The 15,907-nt window shown below is 64.0% G+C and carries 31 protein-coding genes and 1 tRNA gene; 20 read left to right on the top strand and 12 right to left on the bottom strand.

Features of this window, described 5'->3' with window-relative positions; genetic code table 11:
* Positions 1 to 35: 35 nt before the first annotated feature.
* From ACTJJM_RS05320 to ACTJJM_RS05290, 7 genes are all read right to left on the bottom strand, one after another.
* The gene (locus tag ACTJJM_RS05320; RefSeq protein ID WP_440865230.1) at positions 36 to 539 is read right to left on the bottom strand and encodes a hypothetical protein; all 504 of its coding nucleotides are present in this window, start codon (positions 537 to 539) and stop codon (positions 36 to 38) included.
* Positions 532 to 906 (bottom strand): Ref family recombination enhancement nuclease, encoded by a 375-nt coding sequence (locus tag ACTJJM_RS05315; RefSeq protein ID WP_440865315.1) that lies wholly within the window; start codon positions 904 to 906, stop codon positions 532 to 534. The genes ACTJJM_RS05320 and ACTJJM_RS05315 overlap by 8 nt, the downstream gene beginning before the upstream one ends.
* A complete protein-coding gene (locus ACTJJM_RS05310) occupies positions 906 to 1,124 on the bottom strand; it encodes a hypothetical protein (protein WP_440865229.1) in 219 nt (72 codons plus the stop codon). The genes ACTJJM_RS05315 and ACTJJM_RS05310 overlap by 1 nt, the downstream gene beginning before the upstream one ends.
* A gap of 189 nt (positions 1,125 to 1,313) precedes the next feature.
* On the bottom strand, positions 1,314 to 1,916 hold the full coding sequence (locus ACTJJM_RS05305; RefSeq protein WP_440865228.1) for a hypothetical protein: 603 nt from the start codon (positions 1,914 to 1,916) through the stop codon (positions 1,314 to 1,316).
* A complete protein-coding gene (locus ACTJJM_RS05300) occupies positions 1,882 to 2,757 on the bottom strand; it encodes a helix-turn-helix domain-containing protein (RefSeq protein ID WP_440865227.1) in 876 nt (291 codons plus the stop codon). The genes ACTJJM_RS05305 and ACTJJM_RS05300 overlap by 35 nt, the downstream gene beginning before the upstream one ends.
* Positions 2,758 to 2,779: 22 nt before the next feature.
* Positions 2,780 to 3,094 (bottom strand): winged helix-turn-helix domain-containing protein, encoded by a 315-nt coding sequence (locus tag ACTJJM_RS05295; RefSeq protein WP_440865226.1) that lies wholly within the window; start codon positions 3,092 to 3,094, stop codon positions 2,780 to 2,782.
* Positions 3,091 to 3,600, bottom strand: a complete 510-nt coding sequence (locus tag ACTJJM_RS05290) for a phage regulatory CII family protein (protein WP_440865225.1) — start codon at positions 3,598 to 3,600, stop codon at positions 3,091 to 3,093. The genes ACTJJM_RS05295 and ACTJJM_RS05290 overlap by 4 nt, the downstream gene beginning before the upstream one ends.
* Before the next feature lie 176 nt (positions 3,601 to 3,776).
* On the opposite strand from ACTJJM_RS05290, the gene ACTJJM_RS05285 reads away from it, so the two are divergent.
* A complete protein-coding gene (locus ACTJJM_RS05285; protein ID WP_440865224.1) occupies positions 3,777 to 3,974 on the top strand; it encodes a hypothetical protein in 198 nt (65 codons plus the stop codon).
* A gap of 158 nt (positions 3,975 to 4,132) precedes the next feature.
* Here ACTJJM_RS05285 and ACTJJM_RS05280 read toward each other — a convergent pair whose 3' ends face one another.
* Positions 4,133 to 4,624 carry a transcriptional regulator gene (locus ACTJJM_RS05280; protein WP_440865223.1) on the bottom strand — a complete coding sequence of 164 codons (492 nt, stop codon included), beginning with the start codon at positions 4,622 to 4,624 and terminating at the stop codon, positions 4,133 to 4,135.
* Between the two features lie 82 nt (positions 4,625 to 4,706).
* On the opposite strand from ACTJJM_RS05280, the gene ACTJJM_RS05275 reads away from it, so the two are divergent.
* Positions 4,707 to 5,369 (top strand): LexA family transcriptional regulator, encoded by a 663-nt coding sequence (locus ACTJJM_RS05275; protein ID WP_329810748.1) that lies wholly within the window; start codon positions 4,707 to 4,709, stop codon positions 5,367 to 5,369.
* A gap of 319 nt (positions 5,370 to 5,688) precedes the next feature.
* On the top strand, positions 5,689 to 6,267 hold the full coding sequence (locus ACTJJM_RS05270) for a hypothetical protein (RefSeq protein WP_440865222.1): 579 nt from the start codon (positions 5,689 to 5,691) through the stop codon (positions 6,265 to 6,267).
* 286 nt (positions 6,268 to 6,553) lie between these two features.
* On the opposite strand, the gene ACTJJM_RS05265 is transcribed toward ACTJJM_RS05270, so the two are convergent.
* On the bottom strand, positions 6,554 to 6,979 hold the full coding sequence (locus ACTJJM_RS05265) for a hypothetical protein (protein WP_440865221.1): 426 nt from the start codon (positions 6,977 to 6,979) through the stop codon (positions 6,554 to 6,556).
* A 173-nt stretch (positions 6,980 to 7,152) separates the two neighbouring features.
* Here ACTJJM_RS05265 and ACTJJM_RS05260 point away from each other — a divergent pair, with 173 nt between their 5' ends.
* The 12 genes from ACTJJM_RS05260 (at position 7,153) to ACTJJM_RS05205 (ending at position 10,678) form a co-directional block, all read left to right on the top strand.
* Complete coding sequence (locus ACTJJM_RS05260) at positions 7,153 to 7,389, top strand: hypothetical protein (protein WP_440865220.1); 237 nt, start codon at positions 7,153 to 7,155, stop codon at positions 7,387 to 7,389.
* Positions 7,386 to 7,601 carry a hypothetical protein gene (locus ACTJJM_RS05255; protein WP_440865219.1) on the top strand — a complete coding sequence of 72 codons (216 nt, stop codon included), beginning with the start codon at positions 7,386 to 7,388 and terminating at the stop codon, positions 7,599 to 7,601. Before ACTJJM_RS05260 ends, ACTJJM_RS05255 begins: the two co-directional genes overlap by 4 nt.
* A complete protein-coding gene (locus tag ACTJJM_RS05250) occupies positions 7,598 to 7,885 on the top strand; it encodes a hypothetical protein (RefSeq protein WP_099559433.1) in 288 nt (95 codons plus the stop codon). Before ACTJJM_RS05255 ends, ACTJJM_RS05250 begins: the two co-directional genes overlap by 4 nt.
* On the top strand, positions 7,882 to 8,058 hold the full coding sequence (locus ACTJJM_RS05245; RefSeq protein WP_227852724.1) for a hypothetical protein: 177 nt from the start codon (positions 7,882 to 7,884) through the stop codon (positions 8,056 to 8,058). Before ACTJJM_RS05250 ends, ACTJJM_RS05245 begins: the two co-directional genes overlap by 4 nt.
* Positions 8,051 to 8,431 (top strand): hypothetical protein, encoded by a 381-nt coding sequence (locus ACTJJM_RS05240; RefSeq protein WP_440865218.1) that lies wholly within the window; start codon positions 8,051 to 8,053, stop codon positions 8,429 to 8,431. Before ACTJJM_RS05245 ends, ACTJJM_RS05240 begins: the two co-directional genes overlap by 8 nt.
* Positions 8,431 to 8,673 carry a hypothetical protein gene (locus tag ACTJJM_RS05235; RefSeq protein ID WP_440865217.1) on the top strand — a complete coding sequence of 81 codons (243 nt, stop codon included), beginning with the start codon at positions 8,431 to 8,433 and terminating at the stop codon, positions 8,671 to 8,673. The genes ACTJJM_RS05240 and ACTJJM_RS05235 overlap by 1 nt, the downstream gene beginning before the upstream one ends.
* Positions 8,674 to 8,760: 87 nt before the next feature.
* Entirely contained in the window at positions 8,761 to 8,970 is a 210-nt protein-coding gene (locus tag ACTJJM_RS05230; RefSeq protein WP_312660867.1) for a hypothetical protein, read from the top strand.
* On the top strand, positions 8,967 to 9,542 hold the full coding sequence (locus ACTJJM_RS05225) for a hypothetical protein (RefSeq protein ID WP_440865216.1): 576 nt from the start codon (positions 8,967 to 8,969) through the stop codon (positions 9,540 to 9,542). Before ACTJJM_RS05230 ends, ACTJJM_RS05225 begins: the two co-directional genes overlap by 4 nt.
* The gene (locus ACTJJM_RS05220; protein ID WP_440865215.1) at positions 9,535 to 9,897 is read left to right on the top strand and encodes a hypothetical protein; all 363 of its coding nucleotides are present in this window, start codon (positions 9,535 to 9,537) and stop codon (positions 9,895 to 9,897) included. The genes ACTJJM_RS05225 and ACTJJM_RS05220 overlap by 8 nt, the downstream gene beginning before the upstream one ends.
* Entirely contained in the window at positions 9,894 to 10,088 is a 195-nt protein-coding gene (locus ACTJJM_RS05215; protein WP_440865214.1) for a hypothetical protein, read from the top strand. Before ACTJJM_RS05220 ends, ACTJJM_RS05215 begins: the two co-directional genes overlap by 4 nt.
* Positions 10,081 to 10,404: a hypothetical protein gene (locus tag ACTJJM_RS05210; RefSeq protein ID WP_440865213.1), complete on the top strand. Its 324-nt coding sequence runs from the start codon at positions 10,081 to 10,083 to the stop codon at positions 10,402 to 10,404. Before ACTJJM_RS05215 ends, ACTJJM_RS05210 begins: the two co-directional genes overlap by 8 nt.
* A complete protein-coding gene (locus ACTJJM_RS05205) occupies positions 10,394 to 10,678 on the top strand; it encodes a hypothetical protein (protein WP_440865212.1) in 285 nt (94 codons plus the stop codon). Before ACTJJM_RS05210 ends, ACTJJM_RS05205 begins: the two co-directional genes overlap by 11 nt.
* 5 nt (positions 10,679 to 10,683) lie before the next feature.
* On the opposite strand, the gene ACTJJM_RS05200 is transcribed toward ACTJJM_RS05205, so the two are convergent.
* Positions 10,684 to 11,166, bottom strand: a complete 483-nt coding sequence (locus tag ACTJJM_RS05200; protein ID WP_279914506.1) for a hypothetical protein — start codon at positions 11,164 to 11,166, stop codon at positions 10,684 to 10,686.
* A gap of 51 nt (positions 11,167 to 11,217) precedes the next feature.
* On the opposite strand from ACTJJM_RS05200, the gene ACTJJM_RS05195 reads away from it, so the two are divergent.
* Entirely contained in the window at positions 11,218 to 11,535 is a 318-nt protein-coding gene (locus ACTJJM_RS05195) for a hypothetical protein (protein ID WP_440865211.1), read from the top strand.
* Positions 11,536 to 11,715: 180 nt separating this feature from the next.
* A complete protein-coding gene (locus ACTJJM_RS05190; protein ID WP_440865210.1) occupies positions 11,716 to 12,705 on the top strand; it encodes a tyrosine-type recombinase/integrase in 990 nt (329 codons plus the stop codon).
* Here the strand turns inward: ACTJJM_RS05190 and ACTJJM_RS05185 are convergent.
* Both ACTJJM_RS05185 and ACTJJM_RS05180 read right to left on the bottom strand, forming a co-directional pair.
* A complete protein-coding gene (locus ACTJJM_RS05185) occupies positions 12,696 to 13,403 on the bottom strand; it encodes a hypothetical protein (RefSeq protein WP_440865209.1) in 708 nt (235 codons plus the stop codon). The two genes, ACTJJM_RS05190 and ACTJJM_RS05185, sit on opposite strands and share 10 nt — an antisense overlap.
* 108 nt (positions 13,404 to 13,511) lie before the next feature.
* Positions 13,512 to 13,588 (bottom strand) — tRNA-Arg (locus ACTJJM_RS05180).
* Between the two features lie 109 nt (positions 13,589 to 13,697).
* On the opposite strand from ACTJJM_RS05180, the gene ACTJJM_RS05175 reads away from it, so the two are divergent.
* The 3 genes from ACTJJM_RS05175 to ACTJJM_RS05165 all read left to right on the top strand — a co-directional run bounded on the left by ACTJJM_RS05175 (position 13,698) and on the right by ACTJJM_RS05165 (position 15,901).
* Positions 13,698 to 14,288, top strand: a complete 591-nt coding sequence (locus ACTJJM_RS05175) for a phosphatase PAP2 family protein (RefSeq protein WP_126560407.1) — start codon at positions 13,698 to 13,700, stop codon at positions 14,286 to 14,288.
* Positions 14,289 to 14,397: 109 nt separating this feature from the next.
* Positions 14,398 to 14,706, top strand: coding sequence for a hypothetical protein (locus tag ACTJJM_RS05170; RefSeq protein ID WP_010484749.1), 309 nt, complete (start codon positions 14,398 to 14,400; stop codon positions 14,704 to 14,706).
* A gap of 88 nt (positions 14,707 to 14,794) precedes the next feature.
* Positions 14,795 to 15,901, top strand: a complete 1,107-nt coding sequence (locus tag ACTJJM_RS05165) for a polysaccharide biosynthesis/export family protein (RefSeq protein ID WP_010484747.1) — start codon at positions 14,795 to 14,797, stop codon at positions 15,899 to 15,901.
* The last annotated feature ends 6 nt before the right edge of the window (positions 15,902 to 15,907 follow it).

Here is a 15,907-nt window from a genome sequence, read left to right as displayed (position 1 = left end):
GACAAGCCGCTCAAGGTCCATGGCTCCTGCGCCCGTCATGCTGCCTTCTCCCAGCTGGCCGTCAGGCGCTGCACCTGCCCGCCGCGTGCCTCGAACTGCTCCACCGTCTCGGCCGGCCGCTGACCGTCCTTTTCCTTGCCCCACGCCTTCGCCGGGGCAAGGCCCGACAGCCGCTCCACTCGCGAACGGTTGATGGTCATCTTGTCCACGCGCGGGGCCTGCGGCTGTGCACCGTTGCGCGCACGGTAGGCTCGGCCGCGCTCGATGCGCCGCTCGCGAAGTTCCTCCGCTGTCGCCTTGTGGAAGCGCATGCCCTTTCCGCTGTAGCGGTACGCGGCGGTAGCCCGGGCGCCCGTCTTCACCAGGTAGCCGCAGCTGACCAGCCACGTCAGCACATCGCGGACGCCGTTGCGCTCCTTCGTTTTGTCGACGCCGGTCACATCCATCAATTCGAACACCTGCTGGTGGCCTAGCGATTGGCCCTTCCGCGCTTCGAAAATGGTCCTGACCTCGTCGGACAGGCCTGTCGGCTTAGCCATTGGCGGTTCTCCTGAGATGGTTCACATAGGTCTGCTGCGCGATCAGTTCGTCATCGGAGCAGTACAGTTCGTGGAAGGTTCTGGAGCCGTCTTTCAGGCTCCAGCCGTAAACCTTGGACATCCATGCGAACGACCTCCCCTCTTGCGGAATGCGCTCGTGGTGCCACTGGCACATGGCGAAGCCGAAGGCATGGCCGCGCCGGACGTTTCCTGACTTGCAGTGGTGGTAGTCGCAGCCGTAGACCACGCGGTGCTGGGGAAGCAGGTTCCGCGTGTGGAGCAGAAGGCAAACCATGCACGGTCCTGCCTTCGCCTTCCGGATCCGGCGTGCCTCTTCCTCCGTCGGCGGCGGTGCCTTCGACCACATCAGCGCGCGCCCAGGTCGGCCAGCCACCAGCCGTGCTGCCAAGCCTCGGCCTTCTCGCTCAGCGGGCCGGCGCGACGGTTGGCACCGTCCTCGGTCTCGCATTCAATCCAGACCAGGTGCGGGTTGTCGCTCAGGCGCAGGCCGTTGAGCCGCGCCGAGTAACCGGCGTTGATCTCCTTGGCGAACTTGCTGCGCGTGCTGTAGTTGGAGAAGTCCATCAGCGTTTGTTCCTCGTCGTGCTGCGGCGTGCCGCGCTCAGTTCCTGGTCCCGCTTGTCCCACCCGGTCTGCCAGCGGCGCCGCCGCGTCACACCGTCCTGCCCCATCTCGTACCGCGGTGCCGATTCCCGGCTGCGGCAGGCATCCCGCGCCCAGCGCCCGGCCTGCTCCGCCTGGGCCAGCTCCGCTTCAGTCACCATCGAAGTTCAGCTCGATCGCCGCCCTCTCCATCGCAGCGCGCGCCGATTCCCGGTCACGCACCGGCCGCACGCCGTGCTTCTCCTGCTCGATCGCCAGCACCGGCTGCGGCAACGGGTTGCCGTCGACCACGTGCTGAACAGCGCGCGTGTAGGCTTCCTCCAGCATCCGGCGCTGCTGCGATCCGTGGTCGGCCGAGGCGTAGACGTGCAGATCCAGCAGCGAGCGCACCAGCACGGTGAAGCCGCTCTGCGGACGGCCCGGCGCCATCTCCCGCTCCACCGCCGCCATGACCGGAATGTCCAGGCACATCGTCAGGAACCTCGGCGGGTTCGGTGGCCACTCCCGGCCCTCGGTCAGACAGCAGGCCATGCCGCGCGCGTGCTGTGCCCTGCTGCGGCCCTTCAGCACCTGGAACCACGTGCCGGCCGCGATGGTCAGGCTGCCGTCCTTCTTGAACGGCGCCGCGCCGTTCTCGCGCTCCCACTTCCCCGGGAACATGGCCGTCATCTGCTTCCAGAATTCCCACAGGTATCCCGACTGCGCCTCGCTCAGCGGCTCAGCCGACGACGGCAAACTCGGCGTCGACGACATCGCCTGGCCCGAACCCAGCGCCGCCACCGTGGCCACCGCCTCGGCGTTGGGCGTAGAACTGCTGTTCGAGCTGCTCGGTGCGGTCGGCAGAACCGTGTTGAGGGCTTGCATGGGTTGCTCCTGCGGAATGCTGGGCGACAGGGATCACGGGCAGCGACAGGCCGGCGGCCATCGTCTGCTTCAGGGATTCGTTGGGGTCGTGGCCGGCGGCGATCAGGTCCAGCAGCTGCTGGCGCACCTGCAGCCAGCCCTGGACCGATAGCGGGCGGCGGATCGCGGCGCGGTGCCGGACGAACCGGGCCAGCTGCTCGCGGTCGACGCTTGGTGGCGTGCTGCCGAACCCGGCCAGTTCGCGGTCGACCTGCTCGGCGGTCAGCGCCAGCGGATCGGCCTCGCGCTCACACTCGCGGTGTGAGGGTTGCTCTTGGTTGCTTTTGGTTGCTCTTGGTTCGGGTGCAATAGCTGTTGCACCCTTTTCGACGCCGTTTTGCACCCTTTCCTGCGTCGTTTTGCACCCTTCGGAGGCCTTTTTTGCACCCTTTGCAAAGGGTGCAATTTCTGCACCCTTCATCCATTCGGGGTTGATCCGGTACTGGCGGGTACGGCCGCCCTCACCGAACCCGCTGCGACGGCCACCGATGCCGGCGTTCACCAGCAGCAGCCAGCCGGATTGCTCCATGCGGCGCAGCTGGTACTGCACCGAACGCTCCGACTGCCGGGTCTTCTCGGCCAGCCGTGCGATCGACGGGAAGATGTGCGTGCCGTCGTCGTGCGCGTGATCGGCCAGGGCCAGCGCCAGCAGCATCTCGCCGCCGCCGCTCGGGTAACGATCGAACACCATGCCTGTAACTCGTGCGCTCATTTCAGACCGCCAGCTGCAGGTTTTCGCCCGGGGCTACAGGCCACCAAGTGCACGCGGTGCGGCCGCTGACCGCGCACGGCTTGTTCGGCCCGCGCCACACGCGGCCGGCCTTGATCAGCTCAGGCAGACGGCGGGCCAGCATGTAGCGATCCAGGCCAGTGGCCTGCGCCAGCTCGTTGCTGGTCATGCCCGGATAGTCGGTCACCGCCTTGGCACTCTGGTCGTGCTGGTGCGCCTGCAGGCCACTGGCAACCACGTAGTGCGCCGCGTCGTGGCTCGTGCTGAGGTCGTTGGAGCGAGCGGGATGGTTGATCACTTGCGGGCCCTCCCCTTCGCCGCTGCGCGCGCCACGTTGCGCTCCAGGCGGTGCGCCATCGTGCGCAGCGCACGGACCTCGCTCACCATCAGCTCTGCTTCGTCGCTATCGATACGGCGGTCCAGCATCGCCTCAACGGCGGTGCCCGACAGCCGGCCCACGCGAGAAGTGATCTCCAGCAGCTTCGTCTGGATGGCGCCGATCTCGTCCGACCAGCCACCCTCCGGCGGAGGCGGAACCGCGTCGACGGCCATGCCAAACTGGCCGGCCAGCGCCTGCATCCACTCCAGCGCGTACTCGCACCCGCCCGCCTTCTCCTGCATCCACTCGGTCAGAAGTTCGGCGTGTTCGATCGTCAGCGACTCACCTTCCAGACCACGCAGCTTCGCGCGCAGCGTCTCCGGGTGCATCGACTTGCCGCGGCGGTCGGCCAGGTAAGCAGCTGCATCGGCCACGCCGCCGGGCGTCTTGCGCACGGAGTTGTAGAGCACGTCCAGCCAGTTCAAAGAGGAGGTTCGGCAAGTCATGGGTCACCTTGGGGAGGCAGGTGTTTCAAGGTTTTTCGGCGCATTGCGGCGGCGCATCATGTGCGCCATGGAAATCAACAACTCAGGGACGACGGGTGCCGCCCTCCTTGCGCTACGCTGGCGTTTCCACACGAACAGCCCGCAAGGAGGGCGACATGAACTCGTTGAAGGAAGTAATCACGGAACTCAGGGCAACCCAGGCCGTCGTCAAAGCGCTGATCAAGCACAAGGTCGTGGACCAAGCGACGTTCGAGAACGTGGTGATCGACCAGCTGCGCGAGGACTCTCGCGACCTCTCGCCGCTCGAAGCCGAACAGGTGCGCGACGCGGCAAAGGAGATCACCATCTACTGATCCCACCTCGGGCCTCGCGCTCAGCAAGCAGAGCTGAAACCCTCTGCTTGCTGGCTTGGCGCCGCGCTGCCTGCTGTTCCAGCTCCTTCCTCGAAGGGGCTGTCAGCCAGTTACGGATCCACAGCCGTGGATTCCACCTATCGGACAACGCGCGCATATCAGGCCACCTCCAGGGGGGCGTAACGGTTCTCGTCGGGGTCGTGTGGCGCCGGCTGCGCCTGCGGTTGTTCCTGGACGCCCAGCAGCCGCTGGATCTCCGGCAGCGCCGGCAAGGCGCCCTCTTCCGGCCAGCCCTCAACCTGCTCGGTCGGCAGCTTCAGAATCTTGGCCAGAAGCTTGTCGTTCGCCACGCCCAGCTTCGCGCGCAGCGCGCGCTTGCTCATTCGGCTGTCCACCTCCGCCCGGATCTGCTCGGCCACCGTGGACGGCTGCTCTCGGGACTCGTCAGCTGCGCCAGGGCCAAACACGTCAGGCCGGAGTTCGTGCCGAGATACGCCGGTCGCCTTTTCAATGGCGAGCACGTGCCGCGAAGGAACAGGTCTATTGCCGTTGACCCACTGATTGACTGCTTGGGGCGATACGCCGAGCAGGCGTGCCAACCCGGCTTGGCCGGCCCCCGTCTTCTCTACGGCAGCAGCGATATGATTCATGCGCCCAGCTTAAGCGTCGCTTTAGTTCGCAGTCAAGCATTGCTTTCTTACATTGACTCGGCACCCCATGGACAATCAAGCGATGCTTGACAATTCCGCCATGGCGGCCGCCATCCGTTCGGCCATTGAAGAGTCCAAATTGACCCAGAAAGGGATCGCAGATTCCTTTGGCGTCACTGAGCAGGCCGTGTCGGGCTGGTTGCGCACGGGCAAAGTCGACAAGCGGAAGCTGCCAAAGCTGGCCCAGCTGACTGGCAAACCGTTATCCCACTTCGGGATGGGAGAGGCCGCAGCAATCGTCTCCACTCCTGCGACCACGCAGAGCTATGTTCGCGTCCAGCAGCTGGATGGAGATGCCGACATGGGGGATGGAGCAATCAACGAGGATTTTCCGGACGTCGTGCGTGCGATGGACTTTGCGCCAACTTACATACGGTCGGTCGTTGGATTCGTCCCTCCTCCTGGGCGCCTTGTACTGGTTACCGGTCGCGGGGACTCGATGATCCCAGTAATCAATCCCGGGGAATCCCTGATGGTCGACACCGGCGTCACTGCATTCGATGGTGATGGGATTTATTTGCTCAACACCGGCAATGGCCAGCAGGTAAAGGCCCTGCAGGATCGAGGCGATGCCGTGTATGTAGTCAGCGCAAACGCAGGGCTGTATCCAGCATTCCCCATGCCTCCTAACACCGTAATCGGAGGCAAGGTGTACCTACGTAATCGCATTGATAGATTCAACTGACGGATCAGAACAGGGGGATGCGGTGGCGCTTATCGCATGTGAAGAGTGTGGACGGCAGATCAGTGACCAAGCCGAAGCTTGCCCAAATTGCGGTCACCCTAATAGACGTAGGCATGGGGCCCTTCCAGCTCCACCGAGTGCTGAGGCCGATCGCGTAAGGAAAACCGGGTGCGCTGTAGTTGTCTTGATGGCGGCGATAGTGCTTCTGGTAGCTATGTGTTCGCCGCGGCCCGATCACACCGCAAGTAGTCCCGGAGAGAGCGTCGGTACTGCTTCGAGTGAGTCTCCTGAGCAAAAGAAATCTCGCCTGTTCGCAGAAATGAACGACGCTAGCCGTTATGCGGAAGCTCGCCTTCTTACAGCAAAAGACCTAGCAGGCTCCTTCCCCGCCACAACTGAGGGTACTGCAGCATCCAAGCTTATCCCCGAGCTAGAAGAAGAAGTGAGGAAGGCCAACCTAGGGAAGCAATGGGTCTATCGCTCCTACGACGACCCAATGACCAGTGAAGCTTCGGTAACAGCTGAAGTGTCGAGCAGCAATACTCATGAGTTCGATCGTCCTTATTCAAGGCCGCAGCACGCTACGCTAACCATTCGCAAGCACCCACAGCATGGAAGTGATGTCATCATGAGCATAGAGCGCGGACAGCTGCTCTGCAGGAGCTACTCCGGCTGCAGGGTGCTAGTGCGGTTCGGCGATGAAAAGCCAAGAACATACGAAGCCGCTGGTCCAAGCGACAATTCCACGACGATCCTGTTCATCCGAGGCTACGCAGACTTCGTGCGGCGAATGGCATCCGCTGATGTCGTCAGGATTCAAGCTGAGGTCTATCAAGAAGGGTCGCCTGCCTGGGAATTCGACACATCTGGCTTCGACCCCTCGAAGCTCAAGCAGTAGCGCAATACAGCCCTTCACTCATGAAGGGCTTTTCTTTGGAGAGAGCCTAAAGCACCGCTTGACTTTGAACTAAAGCAGCGCTTTACTGTCTCCGAGCCGCCCATGAAGCCCCACCCCGGGGCCGGCGGCAGGAGATCCCAGCATGGCCCCGATCACCCTGGAGCACGCAGCACTCGCCATCGCCGGCATCGGCGCGGCCCTCAACGCGTACGTGGTGTTGCGGATCAATCAGCTGCGCACCCGTATCCGGGTGATCCCGCTCAAGCCCGGCGAGGCCCTGCAGGCTTCAGCGCTTCTTCCTCTTGATCTTCGCGAAGACCTGAGTCTCGCAAGCCGTCGAAGTGCTGCACCAGGTGAATCGGCCACTGTCGATGTTGCCGAGGATGTCGGGATGAGCAGCAACACTGACGACCGTCCTCGGCTCAAGCCGGTACGGGAGCTGGGTTCGTTGCAGGAAGTCTGTAATCACTGCGGCGCGCGTCTTGGAACGCCGGCCGGAATGGAAGGCCACTTCGTTGATGGTCACCGGCAGGTAGCCGGTGTTGATCACCTCGACAGCGCCAGTCCACACGTCGGCGCCGGGCACGTAAAGCGTCACGAATCGCACCTTCAGTCGGACCGTGTCCTTGCGGATCAGCCACACGGCGTTGAACACGCCGAGCGTAGCGCCCAGCACCGCAATCCCTAGCGTCAGCCAGTTCGTCCATTCCATGGCCGAAGCATAGCTGCGGCCGACCGAAACGCGAATACCTCCCGGAGACCTCCATGCAGCGCCGCAAACGGCCCCTGTGGCCACTCATAGCCGCTATCTACGCCATCTTCGTCTTCGCCATCGGTGCAGGCATCGGCTTCGGCCAGCGCCTGTTCGGCCAGGAGTGCTAAGCCATGGCCGCGATCACCACCACCAGCCGTGGCGCAGCCAGCGCCGAAACCCGGCCTCACGCCGGAACCATCGTCGTCAAGGTCGGTGGCACCGCGCTGCTCAGCCTGACCTCGGCTGAGGCCCGCGAACTTGCCGAGCACCTGGCCGTCTGCGCCGACGCGATCGACGAAGGCGCGACCGAAGTCGCCACCATCGCCCGCTCCCAGCCGCTGGCTCTCCAGCAGGCGGACGCCGCATGAGCGCCGCCCTCGCCCACTACTCCAACGCTCAGCGCGCCGCAGCCGCCGCAGGCATCGTCGCCCGCGCCGGCAACCGCTGGGGCCTCCTCCCCTACCAGGTCGTCGTCGCCTCCAGCGTCGCCGCCAATGCCGTCCTGCGGCACGGCCAGAGCGCAGCAGGTGCGGTCGCTGCCGTCAGGAGCGCAGCGCGCGCCCAAGGCGGTGCTGCATGACCGTTCGGACGCAAGGGCCCTGGGCATACCAGGAGCAGAGCGATGCCTACACGCACATCGTGCGCGGGCCCAACAACCGCTTCATTTGCCAGCTTTCCCAGGACAGTTCGGGCGAGAGCGAGAGAACAGCCCGCCTGATCTCAGCCGCGCCGGAAATGCGCGATGAGTTGCAGATGCTCTGCGACGTACTGGAAGCGGGAACAGATCCCTTGCCAGTGGAGGTTGAGGCCCGAATTGCCTTCGCGCGAGCGGCCGTCGCCAAGGCAAACGGTGCGCAGCTATGACCGACCACGACTTCTTCGCCGCCATGGCCGTCGGCATCCCGCCCATCACCCCGCCAATCCGTATCGGCCTCGACCTGGCCGCCGGCACCGACACAACCGTCGTGGCCGAGGTCGCAGCCGACGGAACGATCACCCGCATGGCAACCATCCCGCAGGAGCAGAGCAATGGATAAGCCCACCTACAGCTGGTCCAGCAACACCGAGACCTACATCGGCGACTTCGGCTCGATCGAGGAGGCTGTGCAGGACGCCTTCGACAGCGGGATCGACGCAGAGGGCGTGAACGTCGGTGAGAACAACTACATCGATGCGGCGCGCCTGGTCAACGCCGACACCCTGATCGATGAGATACAGGACGCCATGTACCAGTTCGTCGGTGAAGCCGCCGACTCATTCCTGACCAGCGTCTCCCGGGAGCAGCGGGCCGAGCTGGAACAGCTGATCGCCGCATGGGTTCGAACCGTCGACACGGGCAGGTACTGGGAAGTCGAGAACGCGACGTTCCAACGCTTCGCCGACTACGGCCTGCGCCGGGACGCCGAGTAATGCGCCACCTGGCCCTGCCATTCTTCTGCGCCGTCGTCGTCGGCCTGCTCCTCGCCCTGCTGCATTGGGCGCTGCGCAACAACGTCGACCAGGTCGCTCTGGCCTGCGCCATCGGCGCCGTGTTCTTCGCATGGCGCTGCTGGGAAGACCTGCACACCACCTGGCCGGCGTTCAAGGCAGAGATGCAGCGCCGCAGCGATGAACGACAGCGCGCGCCTCTCGCCGCCGACGACACCCACTGATCCCCTGCCCTGCGCTCTCCTCCTGTAGCGCAGGGAACCCGCGCCGGCCGGGTTCCACCAGCCGGCAACCCATTCCAGGAGTCCAGCGTGCGTAACCAGCTCGACATCTTCGATCACGACCCAGCCCGCATGGCAGCGGCCAACCGCGCCGCCGCCGAGCGTGCACTGCACGACGTGCAGTTCACCGCCACCGTCCGGCAGGAACGCCACGAGTTCTACCTGGGCGAAGCCGAACGCTGGGAACACCTCGCCGCGCACAGCGCGCGCTCCACCAACAGCAAGGACATGCAGGCATGAGCAACGACAACAAGACCCTGGCGGACGTGCAGCCCGGTGGGAGGGTGAGGCTGGGTAACGTCCGTGACCGTGTAATGGGCGAGTGCGAACAGTGGTTCGACACCACCGACGTGGACATGGAAGCGGCCACCGACAGCATCATTGCCGCCGCCCAGCCCTCCCCGGGTGGTCATGGATCTATCACCGTGGACGACCTGTCGCAGGTCATTCGACAGGTTGATGGAAATCACACGCTCGGCGCTGGTTCACTGGCTGAAGCAATCCTCGCAAAGCTCCCACATCTCGCCGCCCGCCAGCCGGTGGGGGAGCCGGTGGCGTGGATGACGCACCACGACGAGCCGATGCTGTTCCCGACCGCCGCTGAGGCTTCCGCTTACTGCGAGGATGACGAACAGCCGGTGCCCCTGTTCCGCTCGCCCGCGCAGGCCGTGGACTTGGGGCAGTTGCCGCGTGCTGTTGAACTGCTGTCGAACGTGTCTCGCACCCTTGTGGACTGGGCCGCAGAAGAGCAGCGAGAAGCTATCGGCATCGTCAAGGCCCTGATCGACATCCAGGCGGTGGGCAATGGCTGACAAGACCACCACCAGCGCTCTGACGGAAGCTGAGCTGCAGATCCTTCGCCACGCCCTGGGCGTTGGCGAGGGAGGATTGGAGCGCAGCTACCGCAGTCACTTCGTCACCGGCCCAGGCGGCACCGACCACCAGCACTGCATGGCGCTGGTCGCGCGCGGGTTCATGGTCCAGCGCGCGGGGAACGCGATCACCGGCGGTAGCGACCTGTTCAACGTCACCCAGGCCGGCCGCGCCGCGGTGCAGGAGCACACTCCGCCGCCGCCGAAACTGACCAGGTCCCAGCAGCGCTACCAGCAGTTCCTGCGCTACGACGGTGGCGTGACGTTCGGCGAATATCTGCGGGGCTGGCGATGAGGGCGATCACCACCAACACGTCGGCGCCTATGGCTGACCAGCTGCTGCTGTTTCCGATCATGACGTTCGATGTTGAGGACGCCATCCAGAAGGTCCTGACACTGCGCCGGAAGTACTGCTGCAGCGGTCATGCCGGCGAAGACATTGAGCTTATCCGGGCCGCACTGATGAAGGAGCACGCCCATGGCTGACCAGCTGCTCACGGCTGCAATGGAGGAGGCCGAGCCGATCCGGTCCGCCTACTCCGATGGCCCCGTGTGGAATGCCTTCGGCCTGACCCGTGCCGCATACCTGGTCGTTCCTCGGCGAACGCTTCAGTCCATGCCCCTGGAATGGCAGGAGCGCTTCGTCGCCCTGATGGCCGAGGCGTACGACCACCTTCCCGACAGCGCTTTCCCCGAGTACAGCGTGCTGCGCAAAGAACACGGCCGATTCATCGAAGACCCGCTCCGTGACTACCGCCACACCGGGCCGATCCCGCCCAAGGAACGCCGCGATGAGCCCTGATCAGCTGCGCGCCTTCGCCCGCTCGATCCTCGACCGCAAGCTGCGCGCTGGCTGGCGCCGAGAGCAGATCCTGCGCATCGAGTACGAAGGGTTCACGGGGCCGGCGCACGCCGGCTACCTGATCTCGGCGGGGAAGATCTCGGTGTGCCAGGAGAACCAATACCTGATCCGACATACCGACGCGTGGGCCGTGACATTCCGCATGGCCGAACTGCTGCGTGATGAACCCGCACCACCGCCGGCTGCGCCGGCCCAACTGGACCTGTTCGCATGACCGCTCTAGCGCTTCCGCTCCGCCTCAAGCTCGCCCAGCACGGCCGCCAGGCCGCGATTGCTGGCAATAGCTCGATCATGCCGGGTCTCCCCGGACTTTCCCGCATTGAGCCACTCCTTCGCTCGCGTCCGAAGCACCAGGTTTGCCGCTTCCAGAACTACATGGTGGCGAGCATTCCTCTGCCCAATCGCGAGCCGCGGGCCGAACACAGTCAGCAGCGTCGCGCCCGGCTCCAGAAGCTGTTGCGCCGCATCGCCCTCCAGGTGCTCACCGTGGTGAACCTGCCTGGCCAGTGCATCCAACAGATCGGCCAGCGACCGGTCAGCGCCCGGAGCCATGGCGGCTCGGATCTGCTGCCGCTGCCAATGCGTCGTCGGCCTCTTGGCCAATACCAAGTCCTGAACGTCAGCGCTCTGTCGAAGAGCGCCCGCCTCAGCCTTGGCGCGGAGCCACAACTCCGCATGCGTCGAATTCGCATATTGACTCATGCACCCCAGTGTAGCGCCAGCCATTCCCCGCATTTCCATCGGAGCTGACACATGACCCAGGAACATATCAGCCACCCGGAAGGGTTGCCGAACTGCGCCGCCGGCCACCGCGCGCGCCACATCCACGACAAGCGCTGCGCGTCCGCCGGCGGTGGCCACCTGGTCGAGTGCGCCTGCAGGTCGACCAGCAAGCATGCCGATCCCGAAAAGGCCATAGAGGCGTGGCGCCGACTCAACCGCCCCACGCGCAGCGCGCGGGCGCCCGTCCTGCCGGCTGCCGCTGACAACGTCGTGCAGTTCAACCTCAGCCTCGCCGAGCAAACGCCGGCCAGGAGGAAGGCCGCGGGAGGCGCCAATGGGCGCTGCTGAAGGGCTCGACCTGTCAGGGAAAGACTGGCTCACCGTCGAGGAAGCCGCCCACTACTGCGGCGTCTCAAACAGCCAGTTCAGGAAGAACGCCATGGGCTACGGGCTCACGCCCCGCCGCTTCATGGGAAAGCAGTTGTACGAAAAGGCGGCGCTCTATGCCGCGATCGAAGGTGCAGAGGAATGGCAAAGGTTCGACTCTACTGGCGCGGCAGCAAGGCCTACCTCGACTGGGCGGAAGGCGGCGAGCGCTTTCGCAGGTCCATTGGGGAACCTGACGCCCGTGAGGCGGAGAGAATACGTGCCGCGAAAGAAGCAGAACTGACCCATGGCGTCCGGATCTTGGCGCGTCTGCCGAAGGTCCGCGACTACTTGGAGTGGTATCTGGACTGGTACGAGGCCGAGCACCCCACCACGATCTCGAAGGCTAGGAGCGAGGTGAAGCGCTTCATTGAGCGCTTCGGCCACCGGCCGATCGACAGCATTCGAGCGGTCGAGGTGGAGCAGTACAAGCGCGCCAGGCTGCTGGACGACAAGGCAGCTAAGGAAACTGTGGGGAAGGAGATTCGACGGCTGAAGGCGGCGTTCAACCGCGGCGTCGAATGGAAAGAACTGGACGTGAACCCGCTGGCCTCAGTGAAGGCGCCTCGCGGCGTGCGGAGCGTGGCCGTCAAGTTCTATGACCGGGCGGCAATGCGCCGGCTGTATCGGGCGAACCCTGAGCGGGCGCCGCTGTGGCTCTTTATGGCCCACACCGGGCTGCGGCGGAGCGAGATCATCGGCTTGGAGAAAAGCTCTGTCGTGGCCGGCCGCCTTCTCGTAGAAAGCGACCCGGACGAGAGCGGTGAAGGCCGGACAAAGTCTGGAAAGTGGCGGGAGGTTCCCCTCAACCGCTATGCCAGGTGGGCGTTGCGGCACCTGCCAGACCCGCTCGTAACAGTTCACAAGGACACGCTATCTGACTGGTTTAGGAAGGACGTGGAAAGAGCAGAGATCGGCGGGCACCTTCACCGTCTGCGTCACACATTTTGCGCTCATATGGTGATGGGCGGGGTTCCGCTTCGCCGGGTGCAGCTACTTGCCGGTCACGCAGACTACTCAACAACAGAAAAATACTACGCTCACCTGTCACCAGATGGAGATGATGAAGCCGTCGCTCTGCTTCATTTTTGAGCATCGCCATCCGAAACGGAATGATATCTCGCCATCAGCCTTGCATTCCCTTGCTTAGCATCGATCTTTGGAGTCCAGTCATTCCAAGGCATCTCCTCAACTCGATCTCGCGTCAAATAATCTGCTGCAGGCCTTAGCCGTCCAGCGATTCGCTCAAAATGCATAGCGACATTCTGACGCCTACGCTCGGTCGAACCATTTTCCAACGACTTAGCAGATCTCTTGAGGATGGCCAGCAATGACATTGCCGAGAGCAAGCTGGACAGCACCGCCGGGGGAAGCCCACCTATAGACCCGTCATCTTTTGGAATGGCGTGCAAGTACAGATCTTCCGCGAACTTGACCAGGGTCTCATCTTTCAGTGCTTGCCAGTGCCTTGACACCCTCACGGCAATCTCCATGTCTGCAACAACGGGGGCCTGAATAAGCGCAACTGCCATCTGCAGAGAGACTCGCCTACGGTTTGCCACAGCCTTTTGACCAATTACGGCGATAGCAATGGTAGAAACTGCCGCAACCAGCGCGCCAAGCGCAGCGACCCAGTCAGCCCAAGAACCCCAGTTCGTCTCGTGTCCAACTGGTCTGCTAGCCAGCGCTGCCGAAAGCCCAACTGCCACCCCGACGCAAAACGCAAAAGCGGCATAGAGAACCAAATCAGCCCAAATTGATCCATCTACGCGCTCAACGCTCCGCATCATCCCGGGTCTCATCTGGCTCAGAGCTGTGCCAACTGTGCCAACTTGCACGCTAAACAGACCGCTTCAGAGCAGTTCGCAGTTGGGTGAAGTCGCCTAAGTTGTTGATTTTGGTGACCCCGGCCCGATTCGAACGGGCGACCTTCCCCTTAGGAGGGGGACGCTCTATCCAGCTGAGCTACGGGGCCATTGGCAGCGGGAAAGGATACCTCGTCTGGCTGAATGGACCAAGCGTGGAGCGTCCTGCACGGCTCTCGAAGTAGATATGCTGGCCCGCCGCGACCCGTTGTGAATTGGATGTCCGACGTCTGGCGAACCCTCTCCGCCCTCGGCGACAGCCGCTGGCTGCTGCCGATGGCCCTGGTGCTGCTGATCACCCTGCCCCGCGCAGACGCACGTCTGAAATGGCGATGGTTGCTGGCCATCGCCGTCACCGCCGGCGTCACGCTTGCTTCGAAGCTGGCCTTCATGGGCTGGGGGATTGGCATCAAGAGCGTGCACTTCACCGGTTTCTCCGGGCACGCCGCGATGTCCAGCGTCATCTATCCGGTCGTTGGCGCGCTGCTCGCGAGGACCGGCAAGCTCCCCCGGGGAATCGGCCTGGTCATCGGCGTGCTGCTGGCCAGCGCCATTGCCTGGTCACGAATCCCGCTGCATGCGCACAGCCTTTCGGAGGTCGTTGCCGGGCTGTTGCTTGGACTGGGCTGCAGCACGTGGGCAATGCACACCGCGGGCCCCTCGTCTCGTCCTAACGCAGTGGCAGCCGCTGCTGCCGTACTCGCGGGAATGGTCCTGCCCCTCGCCTTGCCCGATGTCCACACGCACCGCCTCGTCATCGCGCTGGCAAAGCTCATCTCTGGCAGGGCCGAGATCTTCCAGCATTTCTGAGAACCGCCAACGCGACTGCACAATTTCTTCACGTTCCTTGACAGAGCAAATGAATAGCAGCCAACATAGCGGTGGAAAAATTTCCCTCACGGAGTAGGAGACCCCGTAGATGAAGAAGATGATTGCCGCCCTGGCCCTGCTGGGCCTGTCCTCGCCGGTGTTCGCCCAGGAAGCTCCTGTCGCCGCCGAAACCAGCGCCGAAGTTGCTGGTGCTGAAGCTGCTGGCGCTGCCGCCACCGGCACCCTGACCACCGTCGCTACCGTGGGCCTGGGCATTGCCGCTGCTGGCGTGCTGTACAGCGTTGCTGCGGACAGCAGCAAGGACGACGCGGGCAACAACGGCGGTACCGGCACCACCAACCCGCCGACCGGCACCACCGGTACGACCGGCACCACCGGCACCACCGGCACCAACTGATCGGTCCGCCGAAGCAGTAACCCCGCCCTCGCCGGGCGACGTTCGGCGAGGGCTTTTTCATGCCCGATCGGGCCAGGAACAGATTTCGATGGACTGCAAGCGTTTCGTAGCCACAATGACGGTGGCACTCACCCTGACCGGCTGCATGTGGGCGCCAGGCCAGCATCTTCGCTCGAGCACCTTCGCTCGCGATGATCAGCCCATTGGCAACGACCAGATCGAACTGATTCCGATCACGCCCAAGTTGATCGCCATGGAGCGCGCCACCCGCGATGTCGCGGCACTGCCCGCTGCCCTGACCCAGTATCAGCCGGGCCCCTACCGCATCGGTGCCGGCGACATTCTCTATATCACGGTCTGGGATCACCCCGAACTGACCGTGCCAGCGGGCCCGCAGCAGCAGCTGAACGCCGCAGGCCGCCTCGTGCAGTCCGACGGAACGCTGTTCTATCCCTACATCGGCAAGATCACCGCAACGGGCAAGACGCCCGGCGAACTGCGCGAAGAGATCTCCACCAAGCTGGCACGCTACATCGAAGCGCCGCAGGTGGACGTCTCCATGTTGACCTATGCCAGCCAGCGCGTCTGGGTCACCGGCGCCTCGCGCCAGGCCGCCACCGTTCCGCTGACGGTAACGCCGCTGACGATGGGCGATGCCATCAGCCAGGCGGGCCTTGACCCGGCACAGGCCGACCTCTCCGGCATTCGCCTGACACGTGATGGCACCACCTACACCATCGATCTCGATCGGCTGGGTCGCAGCGGCGGTGGTGACACCAATGTGTTCCTCAAGTCCGGCGATCACATCTACGTGCCCTATCTCGACCACAAGGAAGTATTCGTGGTTGGCGAGGTCAATCAGCCGGGTGCAATGAACTTCAAGACCGGCGAAATCTCTCTGAGCCAGGCCCTTGGACGTGCGCGCGGCCTGCTGCAGACCACGTCGAATGGCAACGCTGTCTACGTGATCCGCGGCTCGAACGACCTGCAGAGCACTCCGTCGCAGGTGTTCCATCTGGAAGCCAAGTCACCGACCGCATTTGCCGTGGCCAGCCAGTTCGACCTGCAGCCCGGCGATGTCGTGTTCGTCGGCGCCGCTGGCGTGACCCGCTGGAGCCGGTTCGTGAACCAGCTGCTGCCGTTCACCTCCATCATCAGCAACGCCGCCAGCGCGCGCAGCGACCTGGACAAGTAAGGTGGC

Source organism: Stenotrophomonas sp. 22692 (genome assembly GCF_052045015.1).
Lineage (GTDB): Bacteria > Pseudomonadota > Gammaproteobacteria > Xanthomonadales > Xanthomonadaceae > Stenotrophomonas > Stenotrophomonas geniculata.
Note: the sequence above shows the minus strand (reverse complement) of the source record. Positions and strands in the feature narration are given on the sequence as shown.

Excerpts from the sequence above, each read along its gene's own strand:
- ACTJJM_RS05320 (WP_440865230.1), bottom strand. The coding sequence starts at position 539 with ATGGCTAAGCCGACAGGCCTGTCCGACGAGGTCAGGACCATTTTCGAA.
- ACTJJM_RS05315 (WP_440865315.1), bottom strand. The coding sequence starts at position 906 with ATGTGGTCGAAGGCACCGCCGCCGACGGAGGAAGAGGCACGCCGGATC.
- ACTJJM_RS05310 (WP_440865229.1), bottom strand. The coding sequence starts at position 1,124 with ATGGACTTCTCCAACTACAGCACGCGCAGCAAGTTCGCCAAGGAGATC.
- ACTJJM_RS05305 (WP_440865228.1), bottom strand. The coding sequence starts at position 1,916 with ATGTCGTCGACGCCGAGTTTGCCGTCGTCGGCTGAGCCGCTGAGCGAG.
- ACTJJM_RS05300 (WP_440865227.1), bottom strand. The coding sequence starts at position 2,757 with ATGGTGTTCGATCGTTACCCGAGCGGCGGCGGCGAGATGCTGCTGGCG.
- ACTJJM_RS05285 (WP_440865224.1), top strand. The coding sequence starts at position 3,777 with ATGAACTCGTTGAAGGAAGTAATCACGGAACTCAGGGCAACCCAGGCC.
- ACTJJM_RS05280 (WP_440865223.1), bottom strand. The coding sequence starts at position 4,624 with ATGAATCATATCGCTGCTGCCGTAGAGAAGACGGGGGCCGGCCAAGCC.
- ACTJJM_RS05275 (WP_329810748.1), top strand. The coding sequence starts at position 4,707 with ATGCTTGACAATTCCGCCATGGCGGCCGCCATCCGTTCGGCCATTGAA.
- ACTJJM_RS05270 (WP_440865222.1), top strand. The coding sequence starts at position 5,689 with ATGAACGACGCTAGCCGTTATGCGGAAGCTCGCCTTCTTACAGCAAAA.
- ACTJJM_RS05265 (WP_440865221.1), bottom strand. The coding sequence starts at position 6,979 with ATGGAATGGACGAACTGGCTGACGCTAGGGATTGCGGTGCTGGGCGCT.
- ACTJJM_RS05260 (WP_440865220.1), top strand. The coding sequence starts at position 7,153 with ATGGCCGCGATCACCACCACCAGCCGTGGCGCAGCCAGCGCCGAAACC.
- ACTJJM_RS05255 (WP_440865219.1), top strand. The coding sequence starts at position 7,386 with ATGAGCGCCGCCCTCGCCCACTACTCCAACGCTCAGCGCGCCGCAGCC.
- ACTJJM_RS05250 (WP_099559433.1), top strand. The coding sequence starts at position 7,598 with ATGACCGTTCGGACGCAAGGGCCCTGGGCATACCAGGAGCAGAGCGAT.
- ACTJJM_RS05245 (WP_227852724.1), top strand. The coding sequence starts at position 7,882 with ATGACCGACCACGACTTCTTCGCCGCCATGGCCGTCGGCATCCCGCCC.
- ACTJJM_RS05240 (WP_440865218.1), top strand. The coding sequence starts at position 8,051 with ATGGATAAGCCCACCTACAGCTGGTCCAGCAACACCGAGACCTACATC.
- ACTJJM_RS05235 (WP_440865217.1), top strand. The coding sequence starts at position 8,431 with ATGCGCCACCTGGCCCTGCCATTCTTCTGCGCCGTCGTCGTCGGCCTG.
- ACTJJM_RS05225 (WP_440865216.1), top strand. The coding sequence starts at position 8,967 with ATGAGCAACGACAACAAGACCCTGGCGGACGTGCAGCCCGGTGGGAGG.
- ACTJJM_RS05220 (WP_440865215.1), top strand. The coding sequence starts at position 9,535 with ATGGCTGACAAGACCACCACCAGCGCTCTGACGGAAGCTGAGCTGCAG.
- ACTJJM_RS05215 (WP_440865214.1), top strand. The coding sequence starts at position 9,894 with ATGAGGGCGATCACCACCAACACGTCGGCGCCTATGGCTGACCAGCTG.
- ACTJJM_RS05210 (WP_440865213.1), top strand. The coding sequence starts at position 10,081 with ATGGCTGACCAGCTGCTCACGGCTGCAATGGAGGAGGCCGAGCCGATC.
- ACTJJM_RS05205 (WP_440865212.1), top strand. The coding sequence starts at position 10,394 with ATGAGCCCTGATCAGCTGCGCGCCTTCGCCCGCTCGATCCTCGACCGC.
- ACTJJM_RS05200 (WP_279914506.1), bottom strand. The coding sequence starts at position 11,166 with ATGAGTCAATATGCGAATTCGACGCATGCGGAGTTGTGGCTCCGCGCC.
- ACTJJM_RS05195 (WP_440865211.1), top strand. The coding sequence starts at position 11,218 with ATGACCCAGGAACATATCAGCCACCCGGAAGGGTTGCCGAACTGCGCC.
- ACTJJM_RS05190 (WP_440865210.1), top strand. The coding sequence starts at position 11,716 with ATGGCAAAGGTTCGACTCTACTGGCGCGGCAGCAAGGCCTACCTCGAC.
- ACTJJM_RS05185 (WP_440865209.1), bottom strand. The coding sequence starts at position 13,403 with ATGATGCGGAGCGTTGAGCGCGTAGATGGATCAATTTGGGCTGATTTG.
- ACTJJM_RS05175 (WP_126560407.1), top strand. The coding sequence starts at position 13,698 with ATGTCCGACGTCTGGCGAACCCTCTCCGCCCTCGGCGACAGCCGCTGG.
- ACTJJM_RS05170 (WP_010484749.1), top strand. The coding sequence starts at position 14,398 with ATGAAGAAGATGATTGCCGCCCTGGCCCTGCTGGGCCTGTCCTCGCCG.
- ACTJJM_RS05165 (WP_010484747.1), top strand. The coding sequence starts at position 14,795 with ATGGACTGCAAGCGTTTCGTAGCCACAATGACGGTGGCACTCACCCTG.